Raw genomic sequence first — 23,428 nt, 5'->3', positions numbered from 1 at the left:
TGTCGGCCATGCGCCGGAACTGGCACCGTATGCGGCCGCCGGGGCGGCCGTTCCTCAACGAACCAGTAGGGATGGAAATCCACCGTGAGCTCGAAACCTGTCGTACTCCTGGCTGAAAAGCTGTCGCCCGCCACTGTCGGCGCCCTGGGCCCGGACTTCGAGATCCGGCTCTGCGATGGCGCCGATCGAGCCGAACTCCTCCCCGCGATCGCGGATGTGGACGCGATCCTGGTGCGAAGCGCGACCAAGGTCGACGCGGAGGCCATCGCCGCCGCCAAGAAGCTGAAGGTCGTCGCCCGCGCCGGGGTCGGCCTCGACAACGTCGACGTCTCCGCCGCCACCAAGGCCGGCGTCATGGTCGTCAACGCCCCCACATCCAACATCGTCACCGCCGCCGAGCTCGCCTGTGGCCTGCTCCTCGCCACCGCGCGGAACATTCCGCAGGCCAATGCCGCACTGAAGAACGGCGAGTGGAAGCGCAGCAAGTACACCGGCGTCGAACTGAGCGAGAAGACCCTCGGTGTGGTCGGCCTCGGCCGCATCGGCGTGCTGGTCGCCCAGCGGATGTCCGCCTTCGGGATGAAGGTCGTCGCCTACGACCCGTACGTTCAGCCCGCGCGCGCCGCGCAGCTGGGCGTCAAGCTCCTCTCGCTCGATGAGCTGCTGGAGGTCTCCGACTTCATCACGGTCCACCTTCCGAAGACGCCCGAGACCGTCGGTCTGATCGGCGACGAGGCACTGCACAAGGTCAAGCCGGAGGTGCGGATCGTCAACGCCGCGCGCGGCGGGATCGTCGACGAGCAGGCACTGTCCAGCGCGCTCAAGGAGGGCCGCGTCGCCGCCGCGGGACTGGACGTCTTCGCCCAGGAGCCGTGCACCGACTCCCCGCTCTTCGAGTTCGACAACGTCGTGGCCACCCCGCACCTGGGCGCCTCGACCGATGAGGCCCAGGAGAAGGCGGGCATCGCCGTCGCCGAGTCGGTGCGGCTGGCGCTCGCGGGAGAGCTGGTCCCGGACGCGGTCAACGTCGAGGGCGGTGTCATCGCCGAGGACGTCCGCCCCTGCGTGCCGCTCGCCGAGAACCTCGGCCGGATCTTCACCGCCCTGGCCGGCGAGGTCGCGGTCCGGCTCGATGTCGAGGTCTACGGCGACATCACCCGGCACAACGTCAAGGTGCTGGAACTCTCCGCACTCAAGGGCGTCTTCGAGAACGTCGTCGACCAGGCGGTTTCCTACGTCAACGCACCACTGCTCGCACAGGAACGCAGGGTCGACGTGCGCCACACCACCAGCTCGACGTCCCCCGACCACCACCATGTGGTGACCGTCCGTGGCACCCTGAACAGCGGTGAGCAGGTCGCGGTCTCCGGCACGCTGGCCGGCCCCAGGAACATCCAGAAGATCGTGTCGGTGGGTCAGCACACCATCGACCTCGCGGTCAGCGACCACATGGTCTTCCTGCGGTACAAGGACCGGCCCGGCATCGTCGGCACCGTCGGCCACGTACTCGGCGAGTCGGGCCTGAACATCGCCGGCATGCAGGTCTCCCGGTCCGTGCCGGGCGGTGAGGCGCTCGCCGTCCTGAACGTCGACAGCGACGTCCCCGCCGACGTACTCAACGAAATCGCCCAGGAGACCGACGCCACCTTCGCCCGCTCGGTCACCCTCGGCTGACCCCATATCAAGATCGCAGGGCCCGGGCCGCTCACCGCTTCGGCGGTGGGCGGCCCGAGGCCGCACGCGCCGACATGGCGTTTCGCCGAGGGGTCAGTGGCCGCCGCTCGCTTCGACGGCGAGGCGCTTGGTGAACGTCTTGCCGCCGTCCTTCGACTCGTAGACGCCGCTCTGTGTCGCGGCCAGGACGTGCTGGGCGTCGACGGCGGTGAGCGCCTGAGGCTGTCCGCCAGGGACGGTGGCGAGCCTCTTCCAGGTGGCGCCGCCGTCGGTGCTGCGGCTCAGCCTGCCGGAGGTGTCGATGCCGTAGAGGGCGTTCTTGGCCTTCCAGGAGAGGAAGGCCATCACTGGCTGCTTGCCCTCGGCGAAGGTCTTGCCGCCGTCCGTACTGCGGGCGACTCCTTCCGCGGTGGTGGCGAGCACGAGGTCGGCGTCATCCGGGTTGACCGCGATGTCGAGCGCTTGGAGGGTCGCTCGGTCCTTCCAGGTGGTGCCGTCCTTGCTGGTGCGGAGCAGGCCGCCTGTGGAGTCGTAGCCGTAGACGGTGCCGTGTGCGTAGTCCAGCGCGTGGAAGTCGGACTCCCCCGAGAGGGAGAGCGACCTCCAGCTCCTGCCCGCGTCGGTGCTCTTGATCAGTCCCTTGTTGCCGGGACCGTCCGCTCCGGAGGCAGGGTGGCCGCTGGCGTAAAAGGTCTTGCCCTGGGCCACCGTGAAGCCCATGAAGTCGTCCTTGCTGTCGCCCACCAGCTTGGGATTGCCCTTGGGGCCGGGGGTGTAGATGCCTTCGTGGGTCGCGACGTACAGGCGCTGGTCGGACGGGTCCAGCCCGAGTCCGTGGATGTGGCTGACGGTCGTGACGGCATCGGACGAGTCCGTGTCGCCGTCTCCGCTGGAGCAGGCGGCCAGTGTGAGGCCGAGGGCGACGGCGGTGGCCGCCTGGACAGCGCGGTGCGTCTTCATGGGTCCTCGTTGCATGGTGGGGGCGGGCCGGGACATGACCGGGCGCGGCCCGAGTAAGGAGTGTGTGGGCGTGACCGCCCCGGGCTCACCGGAGTGACCGGCTGAGCCCGGAACGGTCAGCGGGTGATCGGATCAGAGCTTGTCGAGCATGCCCTGGAGCTGCTTGACCTCGGCGGTCTGGGTCTTCACCACATCGTCGGCGAGCTTCTTCGCCGTGGCGTTCTTCCCGTTCTTCTGCTCGTCCTTGGCCATGTCGATCGCCCCGTTGTGGTGGCCGATCATCATCTGCGCGAACATCTTGTCGAAGTCCGCGCCCTTGGCGGCCTTCAGCTCCTTCATGTCCTTGTCGGACATCATCCCGGGCATGCCCGAGTCGTCAGAGCTGCCGGAACCGTGATCCATACCGGGCATGCTGCTGTCGGAGCCGTGGTCCATGCCGGGCATGCTGCTGCCCGACTCGGGCTTGCCCCATGCCTTGAGCCAGGACTTCATCTTCTTGATCTCGGGATCCTGAGCCTTCTCGATGTCCCCGGCGAGGGTCTTGATCTTGGCGTCCTCCGCCTGCTCGTCGGCGAGCTTGGACATCTCGACGGCCTGCTCGTGGTGGGGGATCATCATCTGCGCGAATTTCACGTCCGCGTCGTTGAACGTGCCCGGCGCGGGGTTCTCCCCGGTGGTCGCGCTCGCCGAGGCGGAGGTCTTGCTCTTGCTCCCGTGGTCCATGCCGCTCATGTCGTCGTCGTTGCCACAGGCGGCGAGGACCAGGCCTGCGGCGGCGACGGTGCTGACGAGAGCGATGCGGCGGGCGCGCGGACGCAGCGTGCTGCGCTTGATGGCGGTCATGTCGAAAACCTCGTGTTGTCTGTTCTGCGGAAAGCCTGTCGAACGGGGTACGCGGGCAGCGCGAGCCGCCCGCGGTGGCGTTCGGCCTAGATCCGCAGGACTGACAGTTGAGCGAGGTCAGGTGGTCTGAGCGGAGGGGGGTTGGGGCGCAGGACCGCCACGGCGGCATCGCGAAGCCGTGCCGGCCAGTCCGTCCCGCGGCTCAGAACCGCCCGGAGAAGACTGGCGAGAATCCACGTGCCGAGCACGGCCACGCACAGCGAGGCCATGTCCATCCCCATGGCCGGGGAGTGGGAAGACGTCTTGCCGTCCTGATGCGGGTCCGACGTGTGCGAGGAGACGACAACGCCCTGCGGCGAGGACATGCCGCCGCCTGGGTGGGCGGTCGTGGCCGATGCGTGAGCCGCTCCCATGCTCGTGTCGGCGGCGCTGTCGGGATGGCCCATCGAGTGCATCACGAAAACGCCCATCGCGAGCACGACGACGAGCAGGAGGTGCCCGAGGGCGCCTCCCATTCGTGCGCATCGGCTCACATGCATGTTCGTGGCTCCATCCGTGGTCGCTTCGCCGTCCGACACTACCGAAGCGGACCGGATCATGCCGTGTGGTTCGGGCGTAGGAACAGCCTACTAAGTAGTTTAATAGCAATGGTAACGGCAGAGAGGCGGGCGCCTGCGTACGTGGACGCCACATCAGGGGGTGACGGCGGTGGCCGTGCCGGCCGCGCCTTCTCGCCAAGGCCTCGCAGGGCTCCAGGAGGACCAAGGTTCCGCCCGTGATGCTCGAGTGGAGCCTTCGTGTGGGGCGGGTCAGGCAGTGGGCCGCTCCCGCCGTGGCGGGTGTGGCTTTGCGGGTGCGGCGGCTCACTGGTCGTTCCCGGTGCGGGCGCGGCGCCAGGCGGTATCGGCCAGCAGGCACAGTCCGTTGAGGCCGACGATGACGGTGGAGCCCTCGTGGCCGGCGACGCCGAGCGGCAGCGGCAGGGTGCCGACCAGGTCCCAGATGACCAGGCCGGTGATGAACACCGAGGCGATCACCAGGTTCTGCATGACCAGCTTGCGGGCCCGGCGGGAGAGGGCCACAACGGTGGGGATGGTGGCCAGCTCGTCGCGCACGACGACGGCGTCGGCGGTCTCCAGGGCGAGGTCGGAGCCTGCGTGGCCCATGGCGATGCCGGTGTGGGCGGCAGCCAGGGCGGGGGCGTCGTTGACACCGTCGCCGACCACGAGCACCTTGCGTCCGGCCTGCTCCAGTTCGTTGACGCTCGCCACCTTGTCCTGGGGTAGGAGACCGGCGCGGACGTCGGTGATGCCGACCTCGCCGGCGAGGCGGGCGGCGGCGCGCGGGTTGTCACCGGTGACCAGCACGGGCGTGCTGCCGGTGAGCGTGGTCAGGGCGGTGACGGTGGCGGCGGCTTCCTCACGGAGCCGGTCGGCGATGCCGAGCACCCCGGCCGGGGCGCCGTCCACCTGGACCAGGACAGCGGTACGGCCCTCCTCTTCCAGTTGCCCGGCCACCACAGCGGTGGCGTCGGTGCCACGGCCGTCCAGCAGCCGGGCGGGGCTGCCGACCGCGACCGCGCGGCCGTCGACGGTGGCCGTCACGCCGGTACCGGGCGCTGAGGTGAAGTCCTCCACCACGGGGACGTCCAGGCCGCGGGTGCGGGCGGCGTCCACGACGGCCCGCGCGAGGGGGTGCTCGCTGGGGTGCTCGGCGGCGGCCGCGAGCCGCAGCAGCGCATCCTCGTCCAGGCCGGAGGCGGACAGCGGGCGCACGTCGGTGACGTAGGGGGTGCCTTCGGTCAGGGTGCCCGTCTTGTCCAGTGCGACGGCGTCGACCTGCCCGAGCTGTTCCATGACCACGGCGGACTTGACCAGCACGCCGTGGCGTCCGGCGTTGGCGATCGCGGACAGCAGCGGCGGCATGGTGGCCAGCACCACCGCGCACGGCGAGGCGACGATCATGAACGTCATCGCCCGCAGCAGGGTGGGCTGCAACGCTGCGCCGAAGAGCAGGGGCAGGACGAAGAGGGCCACCGTGGCGGCCACCATGCCGATGGAGTACCGCTGTTCCACCTTCTCGATGAACAGCTGGGTCGGCGCCTTGGTCTCGGAGGCTTCTTCGACCATCTTCACGATGCGGGCGATGACCGAGTCGGCGGGGTCGCGCTCGGTCTTCACCCGCAGCGCGCCGGTGCCGTTGAGAGTCCCGGCGAACACCTCGTCCCCGACTTCCTTCGCCACCGGCAGCGGCTCGCCGGTGATGGTGGCCTGGTCCACCTCGCCGGCGCCGTCCAGGACGCGGCCGTCGGCGCCGATGCGCTCGCCGGGCCGGACCAGGATGGTGTCGCCGACCGTCAGCTGTTCGGTGGCCACCGTCTGCTCGCTGCCGTCGTCGGCCAGGCGGGTCGCGGTCGTGGGGGCCAGGTCCAGCAGGCCGCGCACCGAATCCGCGGTCCGGGCGGTGGCGATGGCCTCCAGGGCACCGGAGGTGGCGAAGATGACGATCAGCAGCGCGCCGTCGAGGACCTGCCCGATGGCGGCGGCGCCGATCGCGGCGACGACCATCAGCAGGTCCACATCCAACCTCTTGTCCTTCAGGGCCTGAAGGCCCGCCCAGCCGGGCTCCCAGCCACCGGTGATGTAGGTGAGCGTGTACAGCGGGCCCCACGCCCACGCTGGGGCGCCGAGCAGCTGAAGCGGCAGTGCGATCAGGAACAGCACCAGAGCCGCGAACGCCCAGCGGGCCTCGGGCAGCGCGAAGATCCGTGTGCGGCGCCGGGGCGTTACCGCGTCACGGACAGCCGGTGGGGCCGCCGGACGGGTCAGGGGCGAAGACATGCGGTGGTGATCCTTACGCGCACGGGGGTCGATTCGGTCCAACTCCACCACCATACAGGAACACATGAACACACCTTCATGTATACATTCGGCTACCCTGGGCCCATGGGTCATGGAGCCGCACCGTCTGCCAGCAGCGTCCCGCGCACGCGCCTGAACGCGGACGACGCCGCGAAGGTCGCCACCACGCTGCAAGCGCTGGCGACACCCTCCCGTCTGCTGATCCTCGCCCGGCTGCGCGAGGGGGCGCTGCCCGCCACCGAGCTGGCCGCCGAGGTCGGCATGGAGCAGTCCGCCTGTTCCCACCAGCTCCGCCTGCTGCGCAACCTCGGCCTGGTCACCGGCACCCGCAAGGGCCGGTCCGTGGTCTACGCCCTGTACGACCACCACGTCGCCGAACTCCTCGACCAGGCCCTGTACCACGTCGAACACCTACGGCTCGGCATCACCGACACCCCGGCCACGGCCACCGAGGACACCGGCGCTCTCAGTCTGTAGTCGCAGGAGCCTTTGGAGCGCAGCGCCTCGCGTCCGCCCTTCCTCCAGGTGCGGCGCCACTGGTAAACCGATCAAGGGCCCGGACATGGCCCAGCGACGGGCTCCGGCGCCGAGGCAGTCGACAATGTGACGGCCTGGAATAATGTCGGCGCGTGACCGAGGACAACCGCACCATGCGTTACCCGCACCCGGCGATCACCCCTGGGGAGTTCGAGGAATTCGTCGCGGGGGAACTGCTGGGCGCGGCGGGGTCGGAGGTGGACGACCTCGTGGTCACCGTGCGCGAGAAAATCGTTGGCGCCGATGGTACGTACGACTTCGACGCGACCGTCCGGTACCGGTTCGCGGGAATGGCCTTTCTGGTGGTCGTCGAGGCCAAGCTGCACCGGAATCCGATCAAGCGTGAACTCGTCCAGGTGCTTCACCAGAAGATCCACAGCGTCGGCGCGCATAAGGGTGTAATGGTCGCCACTTCGCCGTACCAGAGCGGTGCGGTCGAGTTCGCGGCAGCGCATGGTATTGCTTTGGTGACGGTCACGGAGAGCCGCTTCGTGTTCACGACCAGGGACACCGCGACCGCGCGCCCCACGTTCGTGGCGCCTTGCAGCGGTGGGGCGGGCTCGCGGGACCTGGTGCTATCCGCCGACGACGATGATCATGCGGCTTGTGTCGCGACGTTCCTGTTGGGACGGCCTGCCTGACACCCTCCGGCTACGTGCCGACGTGGATGTGCGACGCCCACGCCGATGGGTCATCCGGCCATCGGTCGCGCATTCGGCGGGTCGCGCTGTGGACCGCCTCGGCAACGCCCGCGCCGTCGGCGATCGCCGAGTAGACCAGGTCGGCGACGTCCACCGCCTGCCAGTCGCCGATCCGCCACAGCGTGCCGATCACGTGCCGGTAGCCGGCGAGTTGGAAGGCGGAGGCCACGTGGATCGCCTCGTCGGCCAGCCAACCGCTGGGACGCGCGGTGGAGCACGCGGACAGGAACGCCAGTTCGGCGTCATCCATCCGGAGCCTGGCCAGGTCCACCACGGTGAGCGGCCGGTTGTGGTGGTCGGCCAGCACCAGCCGCCCGGCCGACGGATCGGCCAGGTCGCTGTGCCCGTGGCAGGCGAAGTGTGCCCACCGGGCCCCGGTCAGCGCGTCGAGCACGGCGTCATGGGTGGCGGCCGTGCCAGTGCGCACGTCGACCTCGCCGGGGAAGTGCCGACGCAGCACCGCCGTCTCGGCTTCGGCACCCGACAGATCGGCGTATCCACCCGGCGTCTTCGGCATCGCCACCACGACCGCCCGACCGGCACGAGGCGGGGGCGAATCAGCCGCGCGCCGGGAATGGGCGAACGCCCGAAGCGTCGGGGTGACGGAGCACACCACCCGGTCCAGCACCGTGCGCGGCACGGCATCGGACGCCGTGTCGTGGTGGCCCGCGGCGTGCAGTGGCAGGAACGACAGCAGGCCCGACGGGCACCACCACAGCCGGGGCCAGGACTCGCCGCCGCGCGGCGTCCCGGTGATGCCCACGGCGTCGAGTACCGGACCGGCGACCGTGTCCCACAGCCAGCCGAGCGTGCGCGCCATCCGATCCTGGGCGGCGGCCCGGGTCCGCGCCGAGTTGGCGGTGGTGTCCTCGACCGCCCGGAGGAAGTCGCCGACCTCGGCCAGCACGGCGTCGGGCGTGAGCGTGGGCAGCGGCACGGCCGTGACCTCGCCGTCGGCGGGCAGGATCAGTGCGTAGGAGCCGTACCGGGACACACTGACGATCACTACCTGGCCCTCGTCCGGCGCGAGGTCAGCTACGGCCGGTGGGCGCAGGAAGCGGTCGAACCCGGGCAGCTTCCGGATGTCCGCGACGAGCCGATCGAACGACGTGGCCGTCGCACGTCGCGCCACCACATCGTCCGCAGGACCGTGGGAGTCGAGCTCCGCGCACAGCGCGGTGAACCGGCTGGCCGGCTCCGGGTGGCGCTCGGCCAGCGCGGTGAGGTCGGTGCGGCCGTCCAGCGCCTGGCTCAGCAGCAGGCCGCGGCCCTGCTCGAACAGCTCAACGGCCTGGGCGACCGACCCGGCCCGCACGCAGCACGCGGCGGCCTCCGACCCGATCTCGTGCGTGCCGTCGAGCAGGAACTCCTGGTCGCGGCGGGCGAGTTGGCGCGGAATGGTCCGGGCCAAGAGATCGACCGTCGCCTGGTATCCGGCCACGGCCTCCGCCCACCGGCCGGCCGCCGCGGCCAGGCTTCCCCACCGCGCCGCCGCCACCGCGCGGACCCGGGGCGGACCCATCTCGGCCGACGCCCCTTCCCGCGCCGCCGTGAGCGCACCGTCGAGGTCCGCATCGGCACCGGTCCGGGCGTGCCGGTCGCGCAGCGCCGCACTCAGGTTGGCCAGGTACGCGGGGCGGCCCGGGTGATCGGCGGGCGCCTCGGCCACCGCGGCGCGCGCGGCCGCCACCGCCGCGTCGAGGTCCGCCGGCCGGCCGCTGTGCTCGTACCACCCGCGCAGCACCAGGGCGTAATTCGACCACGCCGCCACCCGGGCCGGGTGACCGGGTGGATGCGCCTCGACCGCGGACCGGCCGGCCTCCACCGCCTCGTGCAGATCTGTCGCCTCGCCGCCGATCCCGAACCGCGCCTGCAACGCCCCGGCGAGGTTGGACAGGCGTGCCGCCCGGCCGGAGTGCTCGAGCGGGGTGGTGCGCACGGCCTCCCGGCAGACGTCGATCGCCTCGTCCAGGTCCTCGGGGTCGTGCACCGAATCGAAGCGGATCTGTAGGGCGGCGCCCAGGTTCGCCAGCATCAGCGCCCGGTCCGGGCTCGCGGCCTGCGCGGCGAGCGCCGCCCGCCGCAGCAGATCGACCGACTCGTCCAGGTCGGTCTGGCTGCCGGTATGCCGGAACCGGGCCAGCAGCGCGGCCCCGAGGTTGCCGAGGAACGCCGGAAGGTTCGGGGAATGCCGCGGTGCGGCGTCGAGCGCGCCCCGCCCGGCCTCGACTGCTTCGTCGATGTCCGCGAGCCGGTCGGTGCGCTCGAACAGGGTGCGGAGGGTGTCGCAAAGGCTCGCCAGGTAATTGGGGCGGTTGAAGTCGCCGACGGGTGTGGCGGCCACCGCGCTTCGGCCGAGCGCAGCCGCCTCCGTCAGGTCGTCGAGATCGCCGGTGTTCTTGTAGCACCGGCTCAGCGCGTTGGCGAGGTTGGCCTGCCGCCCGTCGAGCTCGGGATCCCCGGCCGGGGTCCCCGCCACCGCGGCGCGACCGTGCGCTATCGCGTCGGTGAGGTCCGATTCGTGTCCGAAGTGGACGAACCAGACCCGCAGCAGGTCGCAGAGGCCGGACAGGTGCGCGGCCCGTCCGGAATCGTCGACCGCCGTGGCGACCGCGTCCCGGCGCACCTGGATCGCCTCGTCCAGATCCGCCGGATCCCCGGCGCGTTCGAACCGGGCCAGCAGCAGCTCGCTCAGTTCGACCGCGTCCGGCCCATCGGGTGCGCTCGAGCCGATGCGCGCTTCCTCGATCCTCCGATCCAGCCCGGCCGCCTGGTCGCCGAACGCGGCCCTGGTCCGCAGCGCGAGGTCGAGATTGGACACTATCGCGGCGTGGTCGGGGTGATCGGGCCAGCCGGTGACCGCGGCCTGGCCGGCCTCGATGGCGGCGTCCAGGTCGGCCTCGCTCGCCAGGTGCTCGAACCGGGTCAGCAGGGCGTTGCCCAGGTTGGACAGGTAGATGGCGCGGGCGGGCTCGTCGGGTCGGCTTACCCCGACCGCCGCCCGGCAGAACTCGATCGACTCGGACAAGTCGGCCGGGAGTTTGACGCGTTCGAACCGGGTCAGCAGCGCGCTGCCCAGGTTGGTCAGGCATTGGGCGTAGTCGGGGTGGTCGGATCCGGCCACGGCGACGGCCCGCCGCAGCAGGTCGACGGACCGGTTCAGCGCGACCGCGTCGTCGTCGTTGTCCCGCGCTTCCCGGAACTGCGCCCGGCCGAGCTTGGCCAGCACCGCGGCCCCGTCCGGCTTGGCCGGCGGTTTGTCGTCCCACAGTTCGCCGATCAGCTCCGGAACGGCGCCGGCGCCCAACGGGTACAGCGGGGCGAGCAGGTCCAGCGCGATCATCAGCTCCGGTTCGCCGTCCACCGTGCCGCGGGCGGCGAACCGTGACCAGAACAGCCAGCCCGCGGTCTGCGCGACCTCGATGTCCTGGACCGGATCGGGCACCGAGCAGAGCAGGTCCACCACCTCGCCGATCGCGTCGGAGCCGAGCACGACCTCCGGCGTACGAGTAGTGGTGAACCGGTCGACCCGACCGCGGACCTGCCGGAGCCGGTGATCCCTCGTCGAACCCTGTGCAGGCCGCTCGTCGAGTTCCACCTCCGGGTCCGGATTCTGTTTCGAGCCGGTCTCCTCGGCAGGATCCTGGGCGGCCGGCTCGAGATCGGACCGGATCATCGAACGGACTGGATCGTCTTCCGCCAAGCCATCTCGTGCGCCGACGCCGGTGGCCGCGATGTCCGCCAGAGCATTCCGGGCATCCGAAAGTGCTTGCTGGTCTTCGGATTTGGTGAACGCGGTGCGCAGGGTGGCACTCAGGCCGGTCACGTAGCTGACCAGTTCCGGGTGGCCGTCAGGCACCTCGGTGACCGCGGCCCGACCGGCCGCAATGGCCTCGCGCAAAATGTCGAGATCACCGGTCCGCTTGAACAGCATGTGCAGGCTGATCCCGAGGTTGGACTGGAATCGGGCGTGCCACGGATGGTCGACCGGAATTGCCGCGAGCGCCTTTCGGTTGGCCGAAACGGCCTCGCCCAGCGTCCGCAGATCATCGGTCTCGTCGAACTGGGCCAGCAGCGAACTCCCGAGGCTGGACAGGCTCGCGGCCCGCATGGGATGGCCGTCGGGGATCGCCGCGACGGCACGACGACCGGCCGCAACGGCATCGTCCAATGCCTGCCGATCCCCGGAATGGTCGTACAGCGCGCGCAGCGTGTTCCCGAGGTTGGTCAGGCGGCTGGCCTGGCTGGGATGTCCGTCGGGGGTGGCGGCGTCGACCTGGCGGTGGGCGACGACCGCTTCGTGGAGCAGGTTCGCGTCCCCGGCGGCCTCGAACAGCTCCCGCAGGCTCACGCCGAGGTTGGCCAGGACAGCCTGCCGGGCAGGGTGGTCGGCGGGCAGGGAGGCCGACGCGGCGCGCCCGACGGCGACCGCCTCCGCCAGCGCAGCGCGGTCCCCGGTGTGCTCGTACAGCAACTGTAGCGTGCCGCCGAGGCTCGACATGCTCCCCGCCCGACCGGGATCATCCTCCGGCGTGCTCTCCAACGCCGCCCGGCCAACCGCGACCGCCTCGCGCAACATGGCGGTGTCGCCGCTCGCTTCGAACGCGACGCGCAGGGTGTTTCCCAGGTTGGACAGGCAGGTGGCCCGGTCGGGATCGCCGACCGGCATCGCGGCGACCGCATCCCGCCCGGCGGTGATCGCCTCGTCGATGGCCCGCGCATCCCCGGTGTACTCGTGCAGCATCTGGAGCACGACGCCTAGATTGGACAGGCGACCGGCTCGGATGGCTCCGTCCCCTGGGGTCGCGGCCACCGCGGACCGGGCCAGCTCCACCGACTTTCGCAGCACGCCGACGACCCCGGTGCGCTCGAACAGGGACCGCAGCGAAAGCCCGACCTCGCTGGCGTGTTCGGGGTACTCGGGATCGCGTTCGTCTATGACCTCGAGCAGGGTCAGGCCCGCGCTCACCGCCTCCTGCTGCACGTCCGCGTCGCCGGTCTCGTCGGCCAGCGCGGACGCCGCAGCATGCATGTTCGACAGGCACGGCCCGTACATCGGATGGTCCTCCGGAACGGCGGACAACGCCGTCCGGAACAGGTGAACAGCCTTCTCCAACGCCTCCAGGTCACCGTTGTGCAGGAACCGGTCGAACAATTCCGCGCCCTGGTCGGTACAGGCGGCCGGATCCACCCGCCCACCCTTGCGTTTGCGCTCCTTGGGGCGACGGGCCTGTTCGGCGTACAAGCTGCGCAATTGTTCCGGCACCGCATCTGGATCGGCCTGGTACACCGGCTGGTAGAGGATCGCAGCCATGCGCAGATCCTCGTCCCATTCATCGACCGGCAGCGCCTGAACCCGCAGCCAGTACAGCTCGCCGACGGCCCGCAGCACCTCCAGGTCGGGATCCTCGTCGGACCCGAGCAGCCGGGCCAGCAGGGCACCCGCCTCCTCCAACGCTTCCGGCGCCAGCACCCACCGCGAATGACCGGTCTCGATGGCGTGCGCGGTCCGCGCCCGCACGGCCGCGAGCAACTTCTCCCGCACGAACACCTCCGCCCGCCCCAACCGGCAGCAGTCTACCGAGACCGCCGATCAGTGCGGGTCTGGTCCGAAAAGGTGACGCGGCGCAGGGCGCGTTCGGGGTCGTGCCCGCCGCGTCCGTCAGGGGCGATGCTGTCCGTGCCTTGATCAGCGCCGACGAGGCCGAACGTGCCGTCCCCGGCCATCTTCGCCGCCCTGCCCCTCGCGGTGGCGCCGTTCCTGTCCTCCGTGCTCCTGGTTGGCTTGGCCCGTCAACGCCACCCTCAGCGAGTCCTGGGCCACCCCGATCGGCCGCCCTGGTCATCGCCCCCAGTGAAGGGCGCGCCGCCTGGCAAGGCAGGGACTGCGGCGGAAGACCCTGTGCATGAGAGCGGTGTGGCCGCGTCACACGTGGCCACACCGCCCGGGATCCGTTTGCTCGCTTGGTGTTCAGGCGACCGCGACCGCCCGCGGTTGCGCGGAGGTGGCGTCCTGGTGGTCCAGGGCGGCGAGGTAGCGTTCGGCGTCCAGTGCCGCGGCACAGCCGGTGCCGGAGGCGGTGATGGCTTGGCGGTAGGGGTGGTCGACGACGTCGCCGTCGGCGAAGCCGGGGAAGTTCTCGACCTCGGTGGCGGCCATCGGGGCGCGGCTTGCGGTGACCGCTCCTTCGAAGACGAGTGGCCTGAGGCTGGCGCGGGCGGTGTGGAGGGCGGCGGTGTATCCGGCGGGTCCGGAGCCGATGACGATGGCCTCGCGTGCGTCGGTGCTGTCGGGCACGGCGTTCAGACCTCCGGCTTGGTGTCGATCTCGGCGATCAGCGCCTCGATGCGGGTCTTGATCTCGTCGCGGATGGGGCGGACGGACTCCACGCCCTTGCCCGCGGGGTCCTCCAGGGCCCAGTCGAGGTACTTCTTGCCGGGAAAGATCGGGCAGGCGTCGCCGCAGCCCATGGTGATGACGTAATCGGAGGCCTGGACGGCCTCGGTGGTCAGGATCTTCGGCTGCTGGCCGGAGATGTCGATGCCGACTTCCAGCATGGCCTCGACGGCGGCCGGGTTGACCTGCTCGGCCGGGATAGACCCGGCGGAGCGGACCTCGACGCGGTCGCCCGCGAGGTGGGTGAGGAATCCGGCGGCCATCTGCGAGCGTCCGGCGTTGTGGACGCAGACGAACAGTACGGACGCGGCAGGGGTGGAGGACATCGGTTCATCCTTCGCGGGTCGGTTCAAGCGGGTGATGCGGACGGGGGAAGCTCAGGCGCCCGGGAGGGAGGTGAGCAGCTCGGTGATGTGGGCGTCGATCTCGTCGCGGATGGCCCGGACAGCGGTGATCGTGCCCCGTCCGGGTCGGCGACGGGCCAGTCCAGGTAGCGGCGGCCGGGCACGACCGGGCAGGCGTCGCCGCAGCCCATGGTGACCACGATGTCCGCGGCCTGGATCACCTCGTCGGTCAGCGGCTTGGGGGAAGCGTCTTCCAGCGCTACGCCCGGCATCGTGCAGCACCTGTGCCACTTCCGGTTCGACCTCGGCGGCCGGATCGGTTCCGGCGGAGGAAACGGTCACGCGTCCGCCCGCCCGGAGCCCCAGCAGGGCGGCGGCCATCTGGGAGCGTCCGGCGTTGTGGCTGCACACGAACAGCACCCGCGGCAGCGCCTTGTCCGTAATGGCCTGGGCGTGGGCGAGCGCGTCCAGCCGCTCGGCCGCCAGGCGCTCGTCGGGCAGGACAGAAGGTGGTGATGCGGTCATGAGAACCCTCTCAAAGGGGCTCCGCACGGTGCAGGTGGCGGATACGTCCTGGTGGCGGTCAGGCGCCGGGGCTGGTATCAGCCTCGACTGATGTGAAAGTATCAGCCCATGCTGACGTCAGTCGACACTGATCTGATCCGGGTGCTGGCCGACCCGATCAGGATGAAGATCGTGACCCTGCTCGCCCGCGAGACGCTGTGCACCACACACCTGGTGGAGGAGACCGGCGCCAAGCAGACCAACCTCTCCAACCATCTGCGGGTGCTGCGCGAGGCCGGGCTGGTGGAGACGGAGCCGTGCGGGCGGTTCACCTACTACCGGCTCCAGGCTGATGTCCTCGCCACTGTGGCCGGGCAGTTCACCGAGCTGGCCGAGACTGCCCGCGCCACCGCCGCCGCCGACATCAAGAGGGCCTGCCCGTGAGCACCACCGAAGAGACCGCCAACCGACCCGCGGAGGGCACCGCGGCCGGTGTCGTCGGCAAGCTCTCCGCCCTCGACCGTTTCCTGGCCGTGTGGATCCTGGCCGCTATGGCCCTGGGGCTGGGTCTGGGCCGGGCGATCCCCGGCCTGAACGACGCACTGTCCAAGGTCGAGATCGGCGGTATCTCCCTGCCGATCGCCGTCGGCCTGCTGGTCATGATGTATCCGGTGCTGGCCAAGGTCCGCTACGACAAGCTCGACGCCGTCACCGGCGACCGCAAGCTGATGGTCTCCTCGCTGGTCATCAACTGGGTCCTCGGCCCGGCCGTGATGTTCGTCCTCGCGTGGATTTTCCTGGCGGACCTGCCCGAGTACCGCACCGGGCTGATCGTCGTGGGGCTGGCCCGCTGCATCGCCATGGTCATCATCTGGAACGACCTGGCCTGCGGCGACCGCGAAGCCGCCGCCGTTCTGGTGGCCCTGAATTCGGTTTTCCAGGTCCTCGCGTTCGGTCTGCTGGGCTGGTTCTACCTGGACCTGCTGCCCGGCTGGCTCGGGCTGGGCGATGGCGAGCACCTGGACATCTCGATGTGGAAGATCGCGCTGAACGTCGTCATCTTCCTCGGCATCCCGCTGCTGGCCGGATTCCTCACCCGCCGCATCGGGGAGAACAAGCTCGGCCGCGAGCGGTACGAGATCGGCTTCCTGCCGAAGATCGGCCCGTTCGCCCTCTGCGGGCTGCTGTTCACGATCGTGATCCTCTTCGCCCTCCAGGGGAAGACGATCACCTCGCAGCCGCTGGACGTCGCCCGGATCGCCCTCCCGCTGCTGGTGTACTTCGCTCTGATGTGGTTCGGCACCTTCGCCCTCGGCAAGGCCATCGGCCTGGCCTACGACCGCACCGCCACCCTCGCCTTCACCGCCGCGGGCAACAACTTCGAACTGGCCATCGCGGTCGCCATCGCCACCTTCGGCGTCACCTCCGGCCAGGCCCTGTCCGGGGTTGTCGGTCCGCTCATCGAGGTTCCGGTGCTGGTGGCGCTGGTGTACGTATCGCTTGCCTGGCGACGGAAGTTCAGCGCACCTGCCACACCCTGATCACAGGCGCACCAGGACGCTGAAGGCCGCCAACTGCTCCAGCGCCTGGTGTTCCGGCAGCTCGGGCAGGCCGTCCTCGTGGCTGCTGGGATTGCGGATGCCCGTGTAACACCCCTCGGCGAAGGACATGGCGCCGCGGTGAAGGCTGCGGAAGGTATCGCTGCCGTCATTGGCCATGATCCGCAGCCGGGGCTGGCCAGGCTTGGGCGGGTCCTGGGAGAAGACGCTCTTGAAGAGGTTGGTCTCGCTCACATCGCGGCGTTGGACCTTGTTCTGGGTCTCGGCGTTGACCTTCTTGGCAGTCGCGGTGACCGCCTCGCGGAAGTGGCCGCTCTGCCACAGCGAGCGGGCCCCGTCCCACGCCCACGGGTGCATCGTGGCGGCGCTGATCTGGGGCGCATCATCACCGAGGTGTTCCCTGATCTCCGCGTCACGCACGAGGACGACATCGGCCCGCTGAACCGCCTCGCGATGTTGGCACCAGCGGTTCACACGCTCGTTGCTCTCGTCGGGGACTTCAGTGCGCCATCGCGGCAGCACGCGGTCCAGAATCTGCTCCACGACCTGCGCACTGGCGATGATCTCGTCCTGCGGACCGCGATTCGCACGGCTGCTGCGCAAGATAGTGGTCCCCGGAGGATCGGGCGGCCGATACAGCTCCGTCAGTTCCAGGAAACGCGGGCACTGCTCGCGAGCCCAGTCGATGTCGATGCTCATCCGGGCATCATCCACCCAGCCACCGACACCACATCGCCCCACAGCCGTGCATCCCCTTGCCACCGAATGCGCGGATCGGCATCAGAGAATGGCCGGGCTGCGCCGCTCGATGAGCAGCACGTCACGCCACGTGCCATGGTGGCGGCCGATGCGCTCACGGGTGCCGATGACTCGGAACCCGACTCGCCGGTGCACGGCGAGGCTGGCGGTGTTCTCGGGGAAGATGCCGGACTGGATGGTCCAGATCCCTGCCGCCTCGGTGGAGGCAATGAGTGCCTTGAGCAGCGCGGAAGCGACGCCCCGGCCACGGGCTGCCGGGTGAACGTAGACAGAGTGTTCGACCACGCCGGCGTATGCGCACCGGTCGGAGACCTTGGTGGCCGCGACCCAGCCGAGCACCGCCCCGTGTTCATCGAGGGCGGCGAAGCGGTGGTCGGGCAGTTTGGCCGCGTCGAAGGTGTCCCAGGCGGGCGCGGTGGTCTCGAAGGTGGCGTTGCCTTCGTCGATGCCCGCCTGGTAGATCGCCAGCACCTGCTCGGCGTGCTCCATCGCCAGCGGCACGATCAGCACGCTCGATGCTCTGCCCGTCATCGCTCCCCCTTGTGAAACGGGTTTCCGTCAGGCAGCGGCCGGCAGCGCGATCAGCTTCCTCAGGTGATGGGAGACCGTGGGCTGGGAGACGCCGACGTCTGAGATGTCGCACACGCACGCCTCCCCACCCGCATGCGAGGCGACCGCGGAGAACAACCGCACCCGGACCGGGTCACCGAGCGCCTTGAACATCCGCGCGGCCGTCTCGGCCTCCTCGGCGGTGAAAGGGCGCTCGGTCAGCGGCGGACAGCACGGCGCCACCGCCCGGCCGCCTTCCGTACCGAGCTGCGGCATCGCCTGCGCGTTCGACATGCGCCTATGTTGACATACATCAAACCAAGCGAGTCCACGGCCGATGGCCACGGGGCCAGGGCCGGGCCAGACAGGCGGCCAGGTGCCGGGCCATGCGGTCCGCGTCGCGACCGACCCCGTCCAGCCCCACGAACGCCAGGCCCGGATGTACGTGGGCAATTCTGTTGCGATGGCGGGGGTGCCCCTGTGGGTCCAAAACCCTCAAGGGGCGAGGTAGCCGAGGTCCGGTCGGTAGCCTGTGGCCAGCACAATGGTGTCGACCTCCTCTGACGGGCTACCGGCCACCGGAGCAGGGTCAGGCCCTGTCGGCGGCTCCGAGGCCGATGCCGGGCAGGAAACGCCCGGCGCGTGAGGTGTAGGCGGCGTAGGCGGCGCCGTGCGAGACCCTGAGGTAGGGCTCCTCCACTACACGGACCTGTAGTTGCACCGCGAGAACCAGTGCCGCGAGTGCCGTCACGGCGATCAGGTTGGGCACCATCAGGGCCAGTCCGGTCGCCGTGATGGTCATCGCGGTGAAGACCGGGTTGCGCACGTGGGCGAACAGTCCGTCGGTTACCAGCTCCGTACGCTCGGCCGCGTCCACGCCTACCCACCAGGAGGCGCCCATGTTCGTCTGGGCGACCCATGTGACCGCGATACCGGCCAGGGTGAGGACCAGCCCGGCCCACCGGACAAGTGCTGCGTGGATGCCGGGGAGCTCCGGTAGGCCAGACAGCGTGCCGAGCGGGGCCGCAGCCCCGCCGAGCAGGGCCAGGACGAACAGCACTCCCGCCCACCACGCGGCCGTCCCCGGGCGTCCGGAGATTCCCCGGAACCCGGCGTCACCGGTACGACGACGCTGGAGAACCGCCCGGATGCCGAACGCGGCCCCGGCCCACCCGGTGTATAGGGCAAGTGCCGCCACGACCCAGCCGGTCACCGGTCCGTCTCCTGCACCGGGCCGCAGCAGGCGCATCCCGGCCGGCATCCGCAGCCACCCTCAGTCTGGAGCAGGGGAACGCCTGCGGTGGCGGGTGGAGCGGCGCAGCACCCGTCCCCGCGCCAGGCGTCCCGGCCTTCCTTGACCGCGACCGCCGCGATGACGAGGGCCGCGATGGGGTCGGCCCAGGACCAGCCGAGGGTGGCGTTGGCGACGAGGCCGAGCAGGAGTACGGCGGAGAGGTAGGTGCACAGCAGGGTCTGCTTGGAGTCGGCGACCGCGGAGGCGGAACCGAGTTCGTGTCCGGCGCGGCGCTGGGCGGCTGACAGGAAGGGCATGATCGCCAGCGACAGGGCGGCGAGGACGATGCCGGGAATCGAACGGTCGGCCTCCGCGGTCCCGGCCAGCGAGCGGGCCGCGTCGAGGCTCACATACACGGCGAGGGCGAAGAAGGAGACGGCGATGATCCGCAGCGTGGTCTTCTCGCGCGCCTCGCGCACCGCGTGGTCGTGGGCGGAGAACTGCCAGGCGACCGCGGCGGCGGAGGAGACCTCGATGACCGAGTCCAGGCCGAAACCGACCAGCGCGGTGGAGGAGGCGACCGTCCCGGCGCTGATCGCGACGATGGCCTCGATGACGTTGTAGGTGATCGTCGCGGTGACCAGCAGTCGAATGCGACGGGTGAGCGCGTCGCGGCGAGCCGGAGATGGCCCGAGGGATATCGCGGTCATCAGCAGCGGCCCTCCGTCTCCGCGTCCGGGCAACTCCGATCGGCCGCGACCGCCACCACGGCCGCCCGCAGGTCGTCCAGCGCATGCCCGAGCCGTTCGTCGGCCAACTCGTACCGGATACGGCGTCCGACCGGCACGGTGACGACCAACCCGCAGTCACGCAGACAGGCCAGATGATTGGACAGCCGCGTACGGGAGATGCCGAGCTTCTCGGCGAGGTCGGATGGGTGGGCCGGGCCCTCGCGCAGCGCGAGCAGCAGCCGGCAACGGATCGGATCGGCGAGCGCGCGGCCGAAGCGGACCAGCACCTCGATGTCGGGGGCAACGGTCAGCATGCCCCTCAAGATACACAGAAGCCTGAATTCAGGGAGTCATGAACCAAAGCCCCGAATCTGTGCAGCAGGGGGCCGCCCTCGGATCCCTGCGGTCGCACGGGATCACCGGAACCTCCTGCCGGAACAGCTCCCACCACGCGTCCGGCCGAGTGCTCCGCGGATCCCGCCCACGCGGTTCTGTGAAAGGAAGGTGTGCCTGGAACGTCAACGCCGGTGCGGGCCGGTGTCATGGCCACCATGCTTACCCTCGCCGTCATGGTCATCCTCCGGTGCACCGCCCATCATGCGGAGCATGGCAATCCCGCCGGTGCGCAAGAACCGTACGGCCAGGGTTGCGGCCAGGAGCAGGAAAGCGATGTTGAGCCAGGTCGTGTAGTTCCAGGAGACGCCTTCCATGGGGACCTTGGCGTCGGCCTGGTCGGGGATCAGGCCCAGCCCGCCGAAGGCGAACTCCACGATGTACCCGGCGATGACCGTGGCGGCGTAGAAGGTGACCAGCAAGAAGACGGTTATCCGCGGGCCGTAGTACTTCCGGTAGATGTTCAAGATCGGCAGGATCAGCAAGTCGGCGAAGATGAACGCGACCACCCCTCCGAAACTGATGCCTCCCTTCCACAGGACCACCGCCAGCGGCACGTTGCCGATGGAGCACACAAACGACGCGATGGCCACGAGCGGCCCGATCAGCGGGCCCCACAGCTTCACGGCGAGCGGGTGCCCCTCGAAGAAGAAGGCGCGCCAGAAGGAGTCGGGCACCCAGGCGGCGATGGCTCCGGCGATGAGCAGGCCGAGCACCAGATCCCGCAGGATCGCGGCCCACTCCATGACGAAGACGTGCGCGACCGAGGTGTAGCCGTCGCGTGAGAACAGCCGCCGCGCGAAGGATCCCTGGCGCCGCACCGACATGTCCATCGCCGCGTGGCCTTCCATGGCCCCGGCCGTCCCGCGCCCGGCCTGTTGCCGCGCTTCGCGCAGCAGTCGCTCGCGGAGGAAGATCCGGAAGAGCACTGCCAGCACGGTGATCATGATCAGGCCGCCGGCGAATTCGGCAACGGTGAACTGCCAGCCCATCAGCAGGGCCAGAATCACGCCGAGCTCCACCACCAGGTTGGTCGAGGCGATCTCGAACGCCATTGCCGCGGTGAAGTTCGCGCCCTTGCGGAAGAGAGACCGGGCGAGCGCGACGGCGGCGTACGAGCAGGAGGAGGATGCCGCCCCCAGTCCGGCGGCGAGTGCCAGCGTACGGGGCCGGTCATCGCCGAGCAGCCGCCCGATCGTGGACTTGCGCACCACCGCCTGTACTACGGCCGACAGTGCGAAGCCGAGTATCAGCGCCCAGGTGATTTCCCAGGTCATCGACCCGGCGATCGACAGCGCGTGCAGGATCGCGTGCATCGGCCTTCACCTTCCCCACGGGGTCATCGCTCCGACCTGCCGACCTGACGACTATCCATCGAGGGGGAGAGCATTCCGGGGACATCCGCGCCGGCTGCCCTGTGTTACGGCTTCACAAGGGCAGCTGGTAGCCCGCGGCTTAGGTGACTGTCATCGGCCCGGCCCGCGACAGCGCTGGCGGAACGGCGAGCGCAACGAGCGGCATTCCCCTGCTGGGGCGGGGCGAGTACGGACGTCGAGCAACGGACGTCCAGCCTGGCCCCGGGGGTGACTGGTCCACCCGGGTGCCCGTCAGCCGACCCGCGAGTCTCGTCACCCCAGGCAGAACGAGACGCGCGACCATGGGCTACACCCGCACCATCTGTCTGAACTCAGGGCCCGCCTCCGCCAAGCCACTCCCGCTTCTCCGCGGCCCCGGCCTCACCGATTGCCACGTGCGCCATGACCCCGCGTCAGGAGACTCCCGACCGTGATTCGCCTCCTCCCGTGCCGAACCGCCCTGGCCACCACAGCTACGGCAGCCATGCTGGTGCTGGGCGCCTGCGGCGACAATGACACCGCTGATGTGGCTCACAGCGTCACATCCGCATCCGCCCCGACAGCGGCGGCCACAGGCAAACACAACCAGGCAGATGTCACCTTCGCCCAGCAGATGATCACGCACCACCTCCAGGCCATCGCGATGGCCGACATGGCCGAGCGGCGCGCCTCCTCCCAGGACGTGAAAGCCCTCGCCGCGAAGATCAAGAAAGAGCAGCGCCCGGAGATCAAGACCATGTCCCGCTGGTTGAAGTCCTGGGGAGAAAGGGTTCCTCGGGGGGTGGATACGCACCGCATGGGCCAAGGGAGCCCCTCCGCGATGCCCAGCATGCCCGGCATGATGAGCAACCAGCAGATGCGCGAGATGATGCGCGCCTCAGGAAAGACGTTCGACACCATGTTTCTGACCATGATGATCAAGCACCACCAGGGCGCGATCCACATGGCCAAGACGGAGCAGAAGCGGGGGGTTTACGGCCCCGCCAAGGCCCTCGCCGGTGACATCGTCACCACACAGACCGCCGAGATCACCAAGATGCGGAGGATGCTCAAGGACCGCAGGTAGGACAGCGCTCACCGTCGCTGCCACCCTTATCGCGTTCGGCGCCCCCCTGGTCGCCTGGAAAGGGCCGCCACCTAGCACCTAGCTGCGCCGGGGCAACAACTGCCGGGAACGCCGCTCTCTGACGTCCCCCCGCTGCCCGCGCCGTTCCGTGGCTTCCCAGGGGCAGTTGGTAGCCCGCAACCCAGTAGCGCAGTTGGCCAATGAAGTACGTCCAGGCTCCGGTGACTTGCAGGATACCGACGACGATCAGCATGACGCCGCCGATGCGCATGATGGTGCGGGCGTGGCGGCGGGCGAAGCCGAAGACCCGCAGGGCGCGGCGGAAGGCGAGGGCGGCCACGGGCACCGGCCCGGCGGCGTTGATGGGCGCCATCCGGTTGTAGTACGTGGGATAGGGCTCAAGTCCGGTGAGGGCGCTGGAGACGAAGGCTTCCTCCTACGGCACGACCGGGCGCACGGACCTGATGGGTGCGGATCTGGCCGACACCTCACCGGCCCGCATGACCCGGCTGGTGGGCGTGCGGGATCAGATGATGGCCGACAACCTCCTCGCCATCGCCGCTCGGGGCCCGGCACTCGTCCACGCCCACAACTCCCATCTCCAGCGGGAGGAGAGCACGATGCAGATGTGGCAGGGGGCGGTGAAGTGGTGGAGCGCCGGCGCTCTGGTGAGTGCCCGGCTCGGCGAGGGGTACGCCTTCGTGGCCACGGCCCTCGGCACGGTCCGCCACCAGGGAGTGGACACTCCGCCACCGGACACCGTCGAAGGGCTCCTGTACGCGCTCCCGGAGGACCGCTGCGTCATCGACGCCCCGCGGCTGGCCACCGCCCTCGGTGACACACGGCCCGCACCCCGGGTGTCCCCCTGGTTCGGCTACTCCCCGCTCGACCCGGCCCACTTGGCCGGAAGCGACGGGATCGTGTTCATCAAGGACGTCCCGCTGATCCAGCGCCACTGACT

Annotated in this window: 20 protein-coding genes and 3 pseudogenes; 7 read left to right on the top strand and 16 right to left on the bottom strand. The window is 69.9% G+C overall.

Features of this window, described 5'->3' with window-relative positions; genetic code table 11:
• The first annotated feature begins 84 nt into the window (after positions 1 to 84).
• Positions 85 to 1,674, top strand: a complete 1,590-nt coding sequence (gene serA, locus ACT2CW_RS34340; protein ID WP_445517438.1) for a phosphoglycerate dehydrogenase — start codon at positions 85 to 87, stop codon at positions 1,672 to 1,674.
• A gap of 93 nt (positions 1,675 to 1,767) precedes the next feature.
• Here serA and ACT2CW_RS34335 read toward each other — a convergent pair whose 3' ends face one another.
• The 4 genes from ACT2CW_RS34335 to ACT2CW_RS34320 form a co-directional block, all read right to left on the bottom strand.
• Positions 1,768 to 2,634: a F510_1955 family glycosylhydrolase gene (locus ACT2CW_RS34335; protein ID WP_445517439.1), complete on the bottom strand. Its 867-nt coding sequence runs from the start codon at positions 2,632 to 2,634 to the stop codon at positions 1,768 to 1,770.
• 132 nt (positions 2,635 to 2,766) lie between these two features.
• Positions 2,767 to 3,477: a DUF305 domain-containing protein gene (locus ACT2CW_RS34330; RefSeq protein WP_445517440.1), complete on the bottom strand. Its 711-nt coding sequence runs from the start codon at positions 3,475 to 3,477 to the stop codon at positions 2,767 to 2,769.
• A gap of 86 nt (positions 3,478 to 3,563) precedes the next feature.
• A complete protein-coding gene (locus ACT2CW_RS34325; RefSeq protein WP_445517441.1) occupies positions 3,564 to 4,016 on the bottom strand; it encodes a DUF6153 family protein in 453 nt (150 codons plus the stop codon).
• A 324-nt stretch (positions 4,017 to 4,340) separates the two neighbouring features.
• Entirely contained in the window at positions 4,341 to 6,317 is a 1,977-nt protein-coding gene (locus ACT2CW_RS34320) for a heavy metal translocating P-type ATPase (protein ID WP_445517442.1), read from the bottom strand.
• Positions 6,318 to 6,422: 105 nt separating this feature from the next.
• Here ACT2CW_RS34320 and ACT2CW_RS34315 point away from each other — a divergent pair, with 105 nt between their 5' ends.
• Together ACT2CW_RS34315 and ACT2CW_RS34310 are read left to right on the top strand one after the other, a co-directional pair.
• Positions 6,423 to 6,815 (top strand): ArsR/SmtB family transcription factor, encoded by a 393-nt coding sequence (locus tag ACT2CW_RS34315; protein WP_445517443.1) that lies wholly within the window; start codon positions 6,423 to 6,425, stop codon positions 6,813 to 6,815.
• Between the two features lie 152 nt (positions 6,816 to 6,967).
• Positions 6,968 to 7,516, top strand: coding sequence for a restriction endonuclease (locus ACT2CW_RS34310; protein WP_445517444.1), 549 nt, complete (start codon positions 6,968 to 6,970; stop codon positions 7,514 to 7,516).
• A gap of 10 nt (positions 7,517 to 7,526) precedes the next feature.
• On the opposite strand, the gene ACT2CW_RS34305 is transcribed toward ACT2CW_RS34310, so the two are convergent.
• The 4 genes and pseudogenes from ACT2CW_RS34305 to ACT2CW_RS34290 all read right to left on the bottom strand — a co-directional run bounded on the left by ACT2CW_RS34305 (position 7,527) and on the right by ACT2CW_RS34290 (position 14,842).
• A complete protein-coding gene (locus ACT2CW_RS34305) occupies positions 7,527 to 13,121 on the bottom strand; it encodes a CHAT domain-containing protein (RefSeq protein WP_445517445.1) in 5,595 nt (1,864 codons plus the stop codon).
• A gap of 540 nt (positions 13,122 to 13,661) precedes the next feature.
• Positions 13,662 to 13,874, bottom strand: a pseudogene (locus ACT2CW_RS34300) (FAD-binding protein); the annotation flags it as partial.
• Between the two features lie 5 nt (positions 13,875 to 13,879).
• A complete protein-coding gene (locus tag ACT2CW_RS34295) occupies positions 13,880 to 14,299 on the bottom strand; it encodes an arsenate reductase ArsC (protein ID WP_164422907.1) in 420 nt (139 codons plus the stop codon).
• 51 nt (positions 14,300 to 14,350) lie between these two features.
• Positions 14,351 to 14,842 (bottom strand): arsenate-mycothiol transferase ArsC, encoded by a 492-nt coding sequence (locus ACT2CW_RS34290; protein ID WP_445517446.1) that lies wholly within the window; start codon positions 14,840 to 14,842, stop codon positions 14,351 to 14,353.
• A gap of 108 nt (positions 14,843 to 14,950) precedes the next feature.
• Between ACT2CW_RS34290 and ACT2CW_RS34285 the strand changes: the two genes are divergently transcribed.
• Together ACT2CW_RS34285 and arsB are read left to right on the top strand one after the other, a co-directional pair.
• Complete coding sequence (locus tag ACT2CW_RS34285; RefSeq protein ID WP_164422905.1) at positions 14,951 to 15,265, top strand: ArsR/SmtB family transcription factor; 315 nt, start codon at positions 14,951 to 14,953, stop codon at positions 15,263 to 15,265.
• A complete protein-coding gene (arsB, locus tag ACT2CW_RS34280; RefSeq protein ID WP_445517734.1) occupies positions 15,256 to 16,362 on the top strand; it encodes an ACR3 family arsenite efflux transporter in 1,107 nt (368 codons plus the stop codon). The genes ACT2CW_RS34285 and arsB overlap by 10 nt, the downstream gene beginning before the upstream one ends.
• On the opposite strand, the gene ACT2CW_RS34275 is transcribed toward arsB, so the two are convergent.
• From ACT2CW_RS34275 to ACT2CW_RS34245, 7 genes and pseudogenes are all read right to left on the bottom strand, one after another.
• Entirely contained in the window at positions 16,363 to 17,079 is a 717-nt protein-coding gene (locus ACT2CW_RS34275; protein WP_445517447.1) for a TIGR02391 family protein, read from the bottom strand.
• Positions 17,080 to 17,160: 81 nt separating this feature from the next.
• On the bottom strand, positions 17,161 to 17,670 hold the full coding sequence (locus tag ACT2CW_RS34270) for a GNAT family N-acetyltransferase (protein ID WP_445517448.1): 510 nt from the start codon (positions 17,668 to 17,670) through the stop codon (positions 17,161 to 17,163).
• A gap of 51 nt (positions 17,671 to 17,721) precedes the next feature.
• A pseudogene (locus ACT2CW_RS34265) lies at positions 17,722 to 17,982 on the bottom strand (ArsR/SmtB family transcription factor); the annotation flags it as partial.
• A gap of 295 nt (positions 17,983 to 18,277) precedes the next feature.
• The gene (locus ACT2CW_RS34260) at positions 18,278 to 18,901 is read right to left on the bottom strand and encodes a methyltransferase family protein (protein ID WP_445517449.1); all 624 of its coding nucleotides are present in this window, start codon (positions 18,899 to 18,901) and stop codon (positions 18,278 to 18,280) included.
• Positions 18,898 to 19,632: a cation transporter gene (locus ACT2CW_RS34255; RefSeq protein WP_445517450.1), complete on the bottom strand. Its 735-nt coding sequence runs from the start codon at positions 19,630 to 19,632 to the stop codon at positions 18,898 to 18,900. Before ACT2CW_RS34255 ends, ACT2CW_RS34260 begins: the two co-directional genes overlap by 4 nt.
• A complete protein-coding gene (locus ACT2CW_RS34250) occupies positions 19,632 to 19,967 on the bottom strand; it encodes an ArsR/SmtB family transcription factor (RefSeq protein ID WP_445517451.1) in 336 nt (111 codons plus the stop codon). The genes ACT2CW_RS34255 and ACT2CW_RS34250 overlap by 1 nt, the downstream gene beginning before the upstream one ends.
• Positions 19,968 to 20,171: 204 nt before the next feature.
• The gene (locus tag ACT2CW_RS34245) at positions 20,172 to 21,362 is read right to left on the bottom strand and encodes a permease (RefSeq protein ID WP_445517452.1); all 1,191 of its coding nucleotides are present in this window, start codon (positions 21,360 to 21,362) and stop codon (positions 20,172 to 20,174) included.
• A gap of 523 nt (positions 21,363 to 21,885) precedes the next feature.
• Between ACT2CW_RS34245 and ACT2CW_RS34240 the strand changes: the two genes are divergently transcribed.
• A complete protein-coding gene (locus ACT2CW_RS34240) occupies positions 21,886 to 22,467 on the top strand; it encodes a DUF305 domain-containing protein (RefSeq protein ID WP_445517453.1) in 582 nt (193 codons plus the stop codon).
• Here ACT2CW_RS34240 and ACT2CW_RS34235 read toward each other — a convergent pair.
• A complete protein-coding gene (locus ACT2CW_RS34235; RefSeq protein ID WP_445517454.1) occupies positions 22,451 to 22,840 on the bottom strand; it encodes a hypothetical protein in 390 nt (129 codons plus the stop codon). The genes ACT2CW_RS34240 and ACT2CW_RS34235 overlap by 17 nt on opposite strands.
• Positions 22,841 to 22,943: 103 nt before the next feature.
• Here ACT2CW_RS34235 and ACT2CW_RS34230 point away from each other — a divergent pair.
• A pseudogene (locus tag ACT2CW_RS34230) lies at positions 22,944 to 23,426 on the top strand (erythromycin esterase family protein); the annotation flags it as partial.
• Positions 23,427 to 23,428 lie beyond the last annotated feature (2 nt).

The sequence above is a fragment of the Streptomyces sp. NEAU-174 genome (genome assembly GCF_052665095.1).
This window is presented reverse-complemented; position numbering and strand designations above follow the sequence as displayed.

Excerpts from the sequence above, each read along its gene's own strand:
- ACT2CW_RS34335 (WP_445517439.1), bottom strand. The coding sequence starts at position 2,634 with ATGAAGACGCACCGCGCTGTCCAGGCGGCCACCGCCGTCGCCCTCGGC.
- ACT2CW_RS34330 (WP_445517440.1), bottom strand. The coding sequence starts at position 3,477 with ATGACCGCCATCAAGCGCAGCACGCTGCGTCCGCGCGCCCGCCGCATC.
- ACT2CW_RS34325 (WP_445517441.1), bottom strand. The coding sequence starts at position 4,016 with ATGCATGTGAGCCGATGCGCACGAATGGGAGGCGCCCTCGGGCACCTC.
- ACT2CW_RS34320 (WP_445517442.1), bottom strand. The coding sequence starts at position 6,317 with ATGTCTTCGCCCCTGACCCGTCCGGCGGCCCCACCGGCTGTCCGTGAC.
- ACT2CW_RS34315 (WP_445517443.1), top strand. The coding sequence starts at position 6,423 with ATGGGTCATGGAGCCGCACCGTCTGCCAGCAGCGTCCCGCGCACGCGC.
- ACT2CW_RS34295 (WP_164422907.1), bottom strand. The coding sequence starts at position 14,299 with ATGTCCTCCACCCCTGCCGCGTCCGTACTGTTCGTCTGCGTCCACAAC.
- ACT2CW_RS34290 (WP_445517446.1), bottom strand. The coding sequence starts at position 14,842 with ATGACCGCATCACCACCTTCTGTCCTGCCCGACGAGCGCCTGGCGGCC.
- ACT2CW_RS34285 (WP_164422905.1), top strand. The coding sequence starts at position 14,951 with ATGCTGACGTCAGTCGACACTGATCTGATCCGGGTGCTGGCCGACCCG.
- ACT2CW_RS34275 (WP_445517447.1), bottom strand. The coding sequence starts at position 17,079 with ATGAGCATCGACATCGACTGGGCTCGCGAGCAGTGCCCGCGTTTCCTG.
- ACT2CW_RS34270 (WP_445517448.1), bottom strand. The coding sequence starts at position 17,670 with ATGACGGGCAGAGCATCGAGCGTGCTGATCGTGCCGCTGGCGATGGAG.
- ACT2CW_RS34255 (WP_445517450.1), bottom strand. The coding sequence starts at position 19,632 with ATGACCGCGATATCCCTCGGGCCATCTCCGGCTCGCCGCGACGCGCTC.
- ACT2CW_RS34250 (WP_445517451.1), bottom strand. The coding sequence starts at position 19,967 with ATGCTGACCGTTGCCCCCGACATCGAGGTGCTGGTCCGCTTCGGCCGC.
- ACT2CW_RS34245 (WP_445517452.1), bottom strand. The coding sequence starts at position 21,362 with ATGCACGCGATCCTGCACGCGCTGTCGATCGCCGGGTCGATGACCTGG.
- ACT2CW_RS34240 (WP_445517453.1), top strand. The coding sequence starts at position 21,886 with ATGCTGGTGCTGGGCGCCTGCGGCGACAATGACACCGCTGATGTGGCT.
- ACT2CW_RS34235 (WP_445517454.1), bottom strand. The coding sequence starts at position 22,840 with ATGGCGCCCATCAACGCCGCCGGGCCGGTGCCCGTGGCCGCCCTCGCC.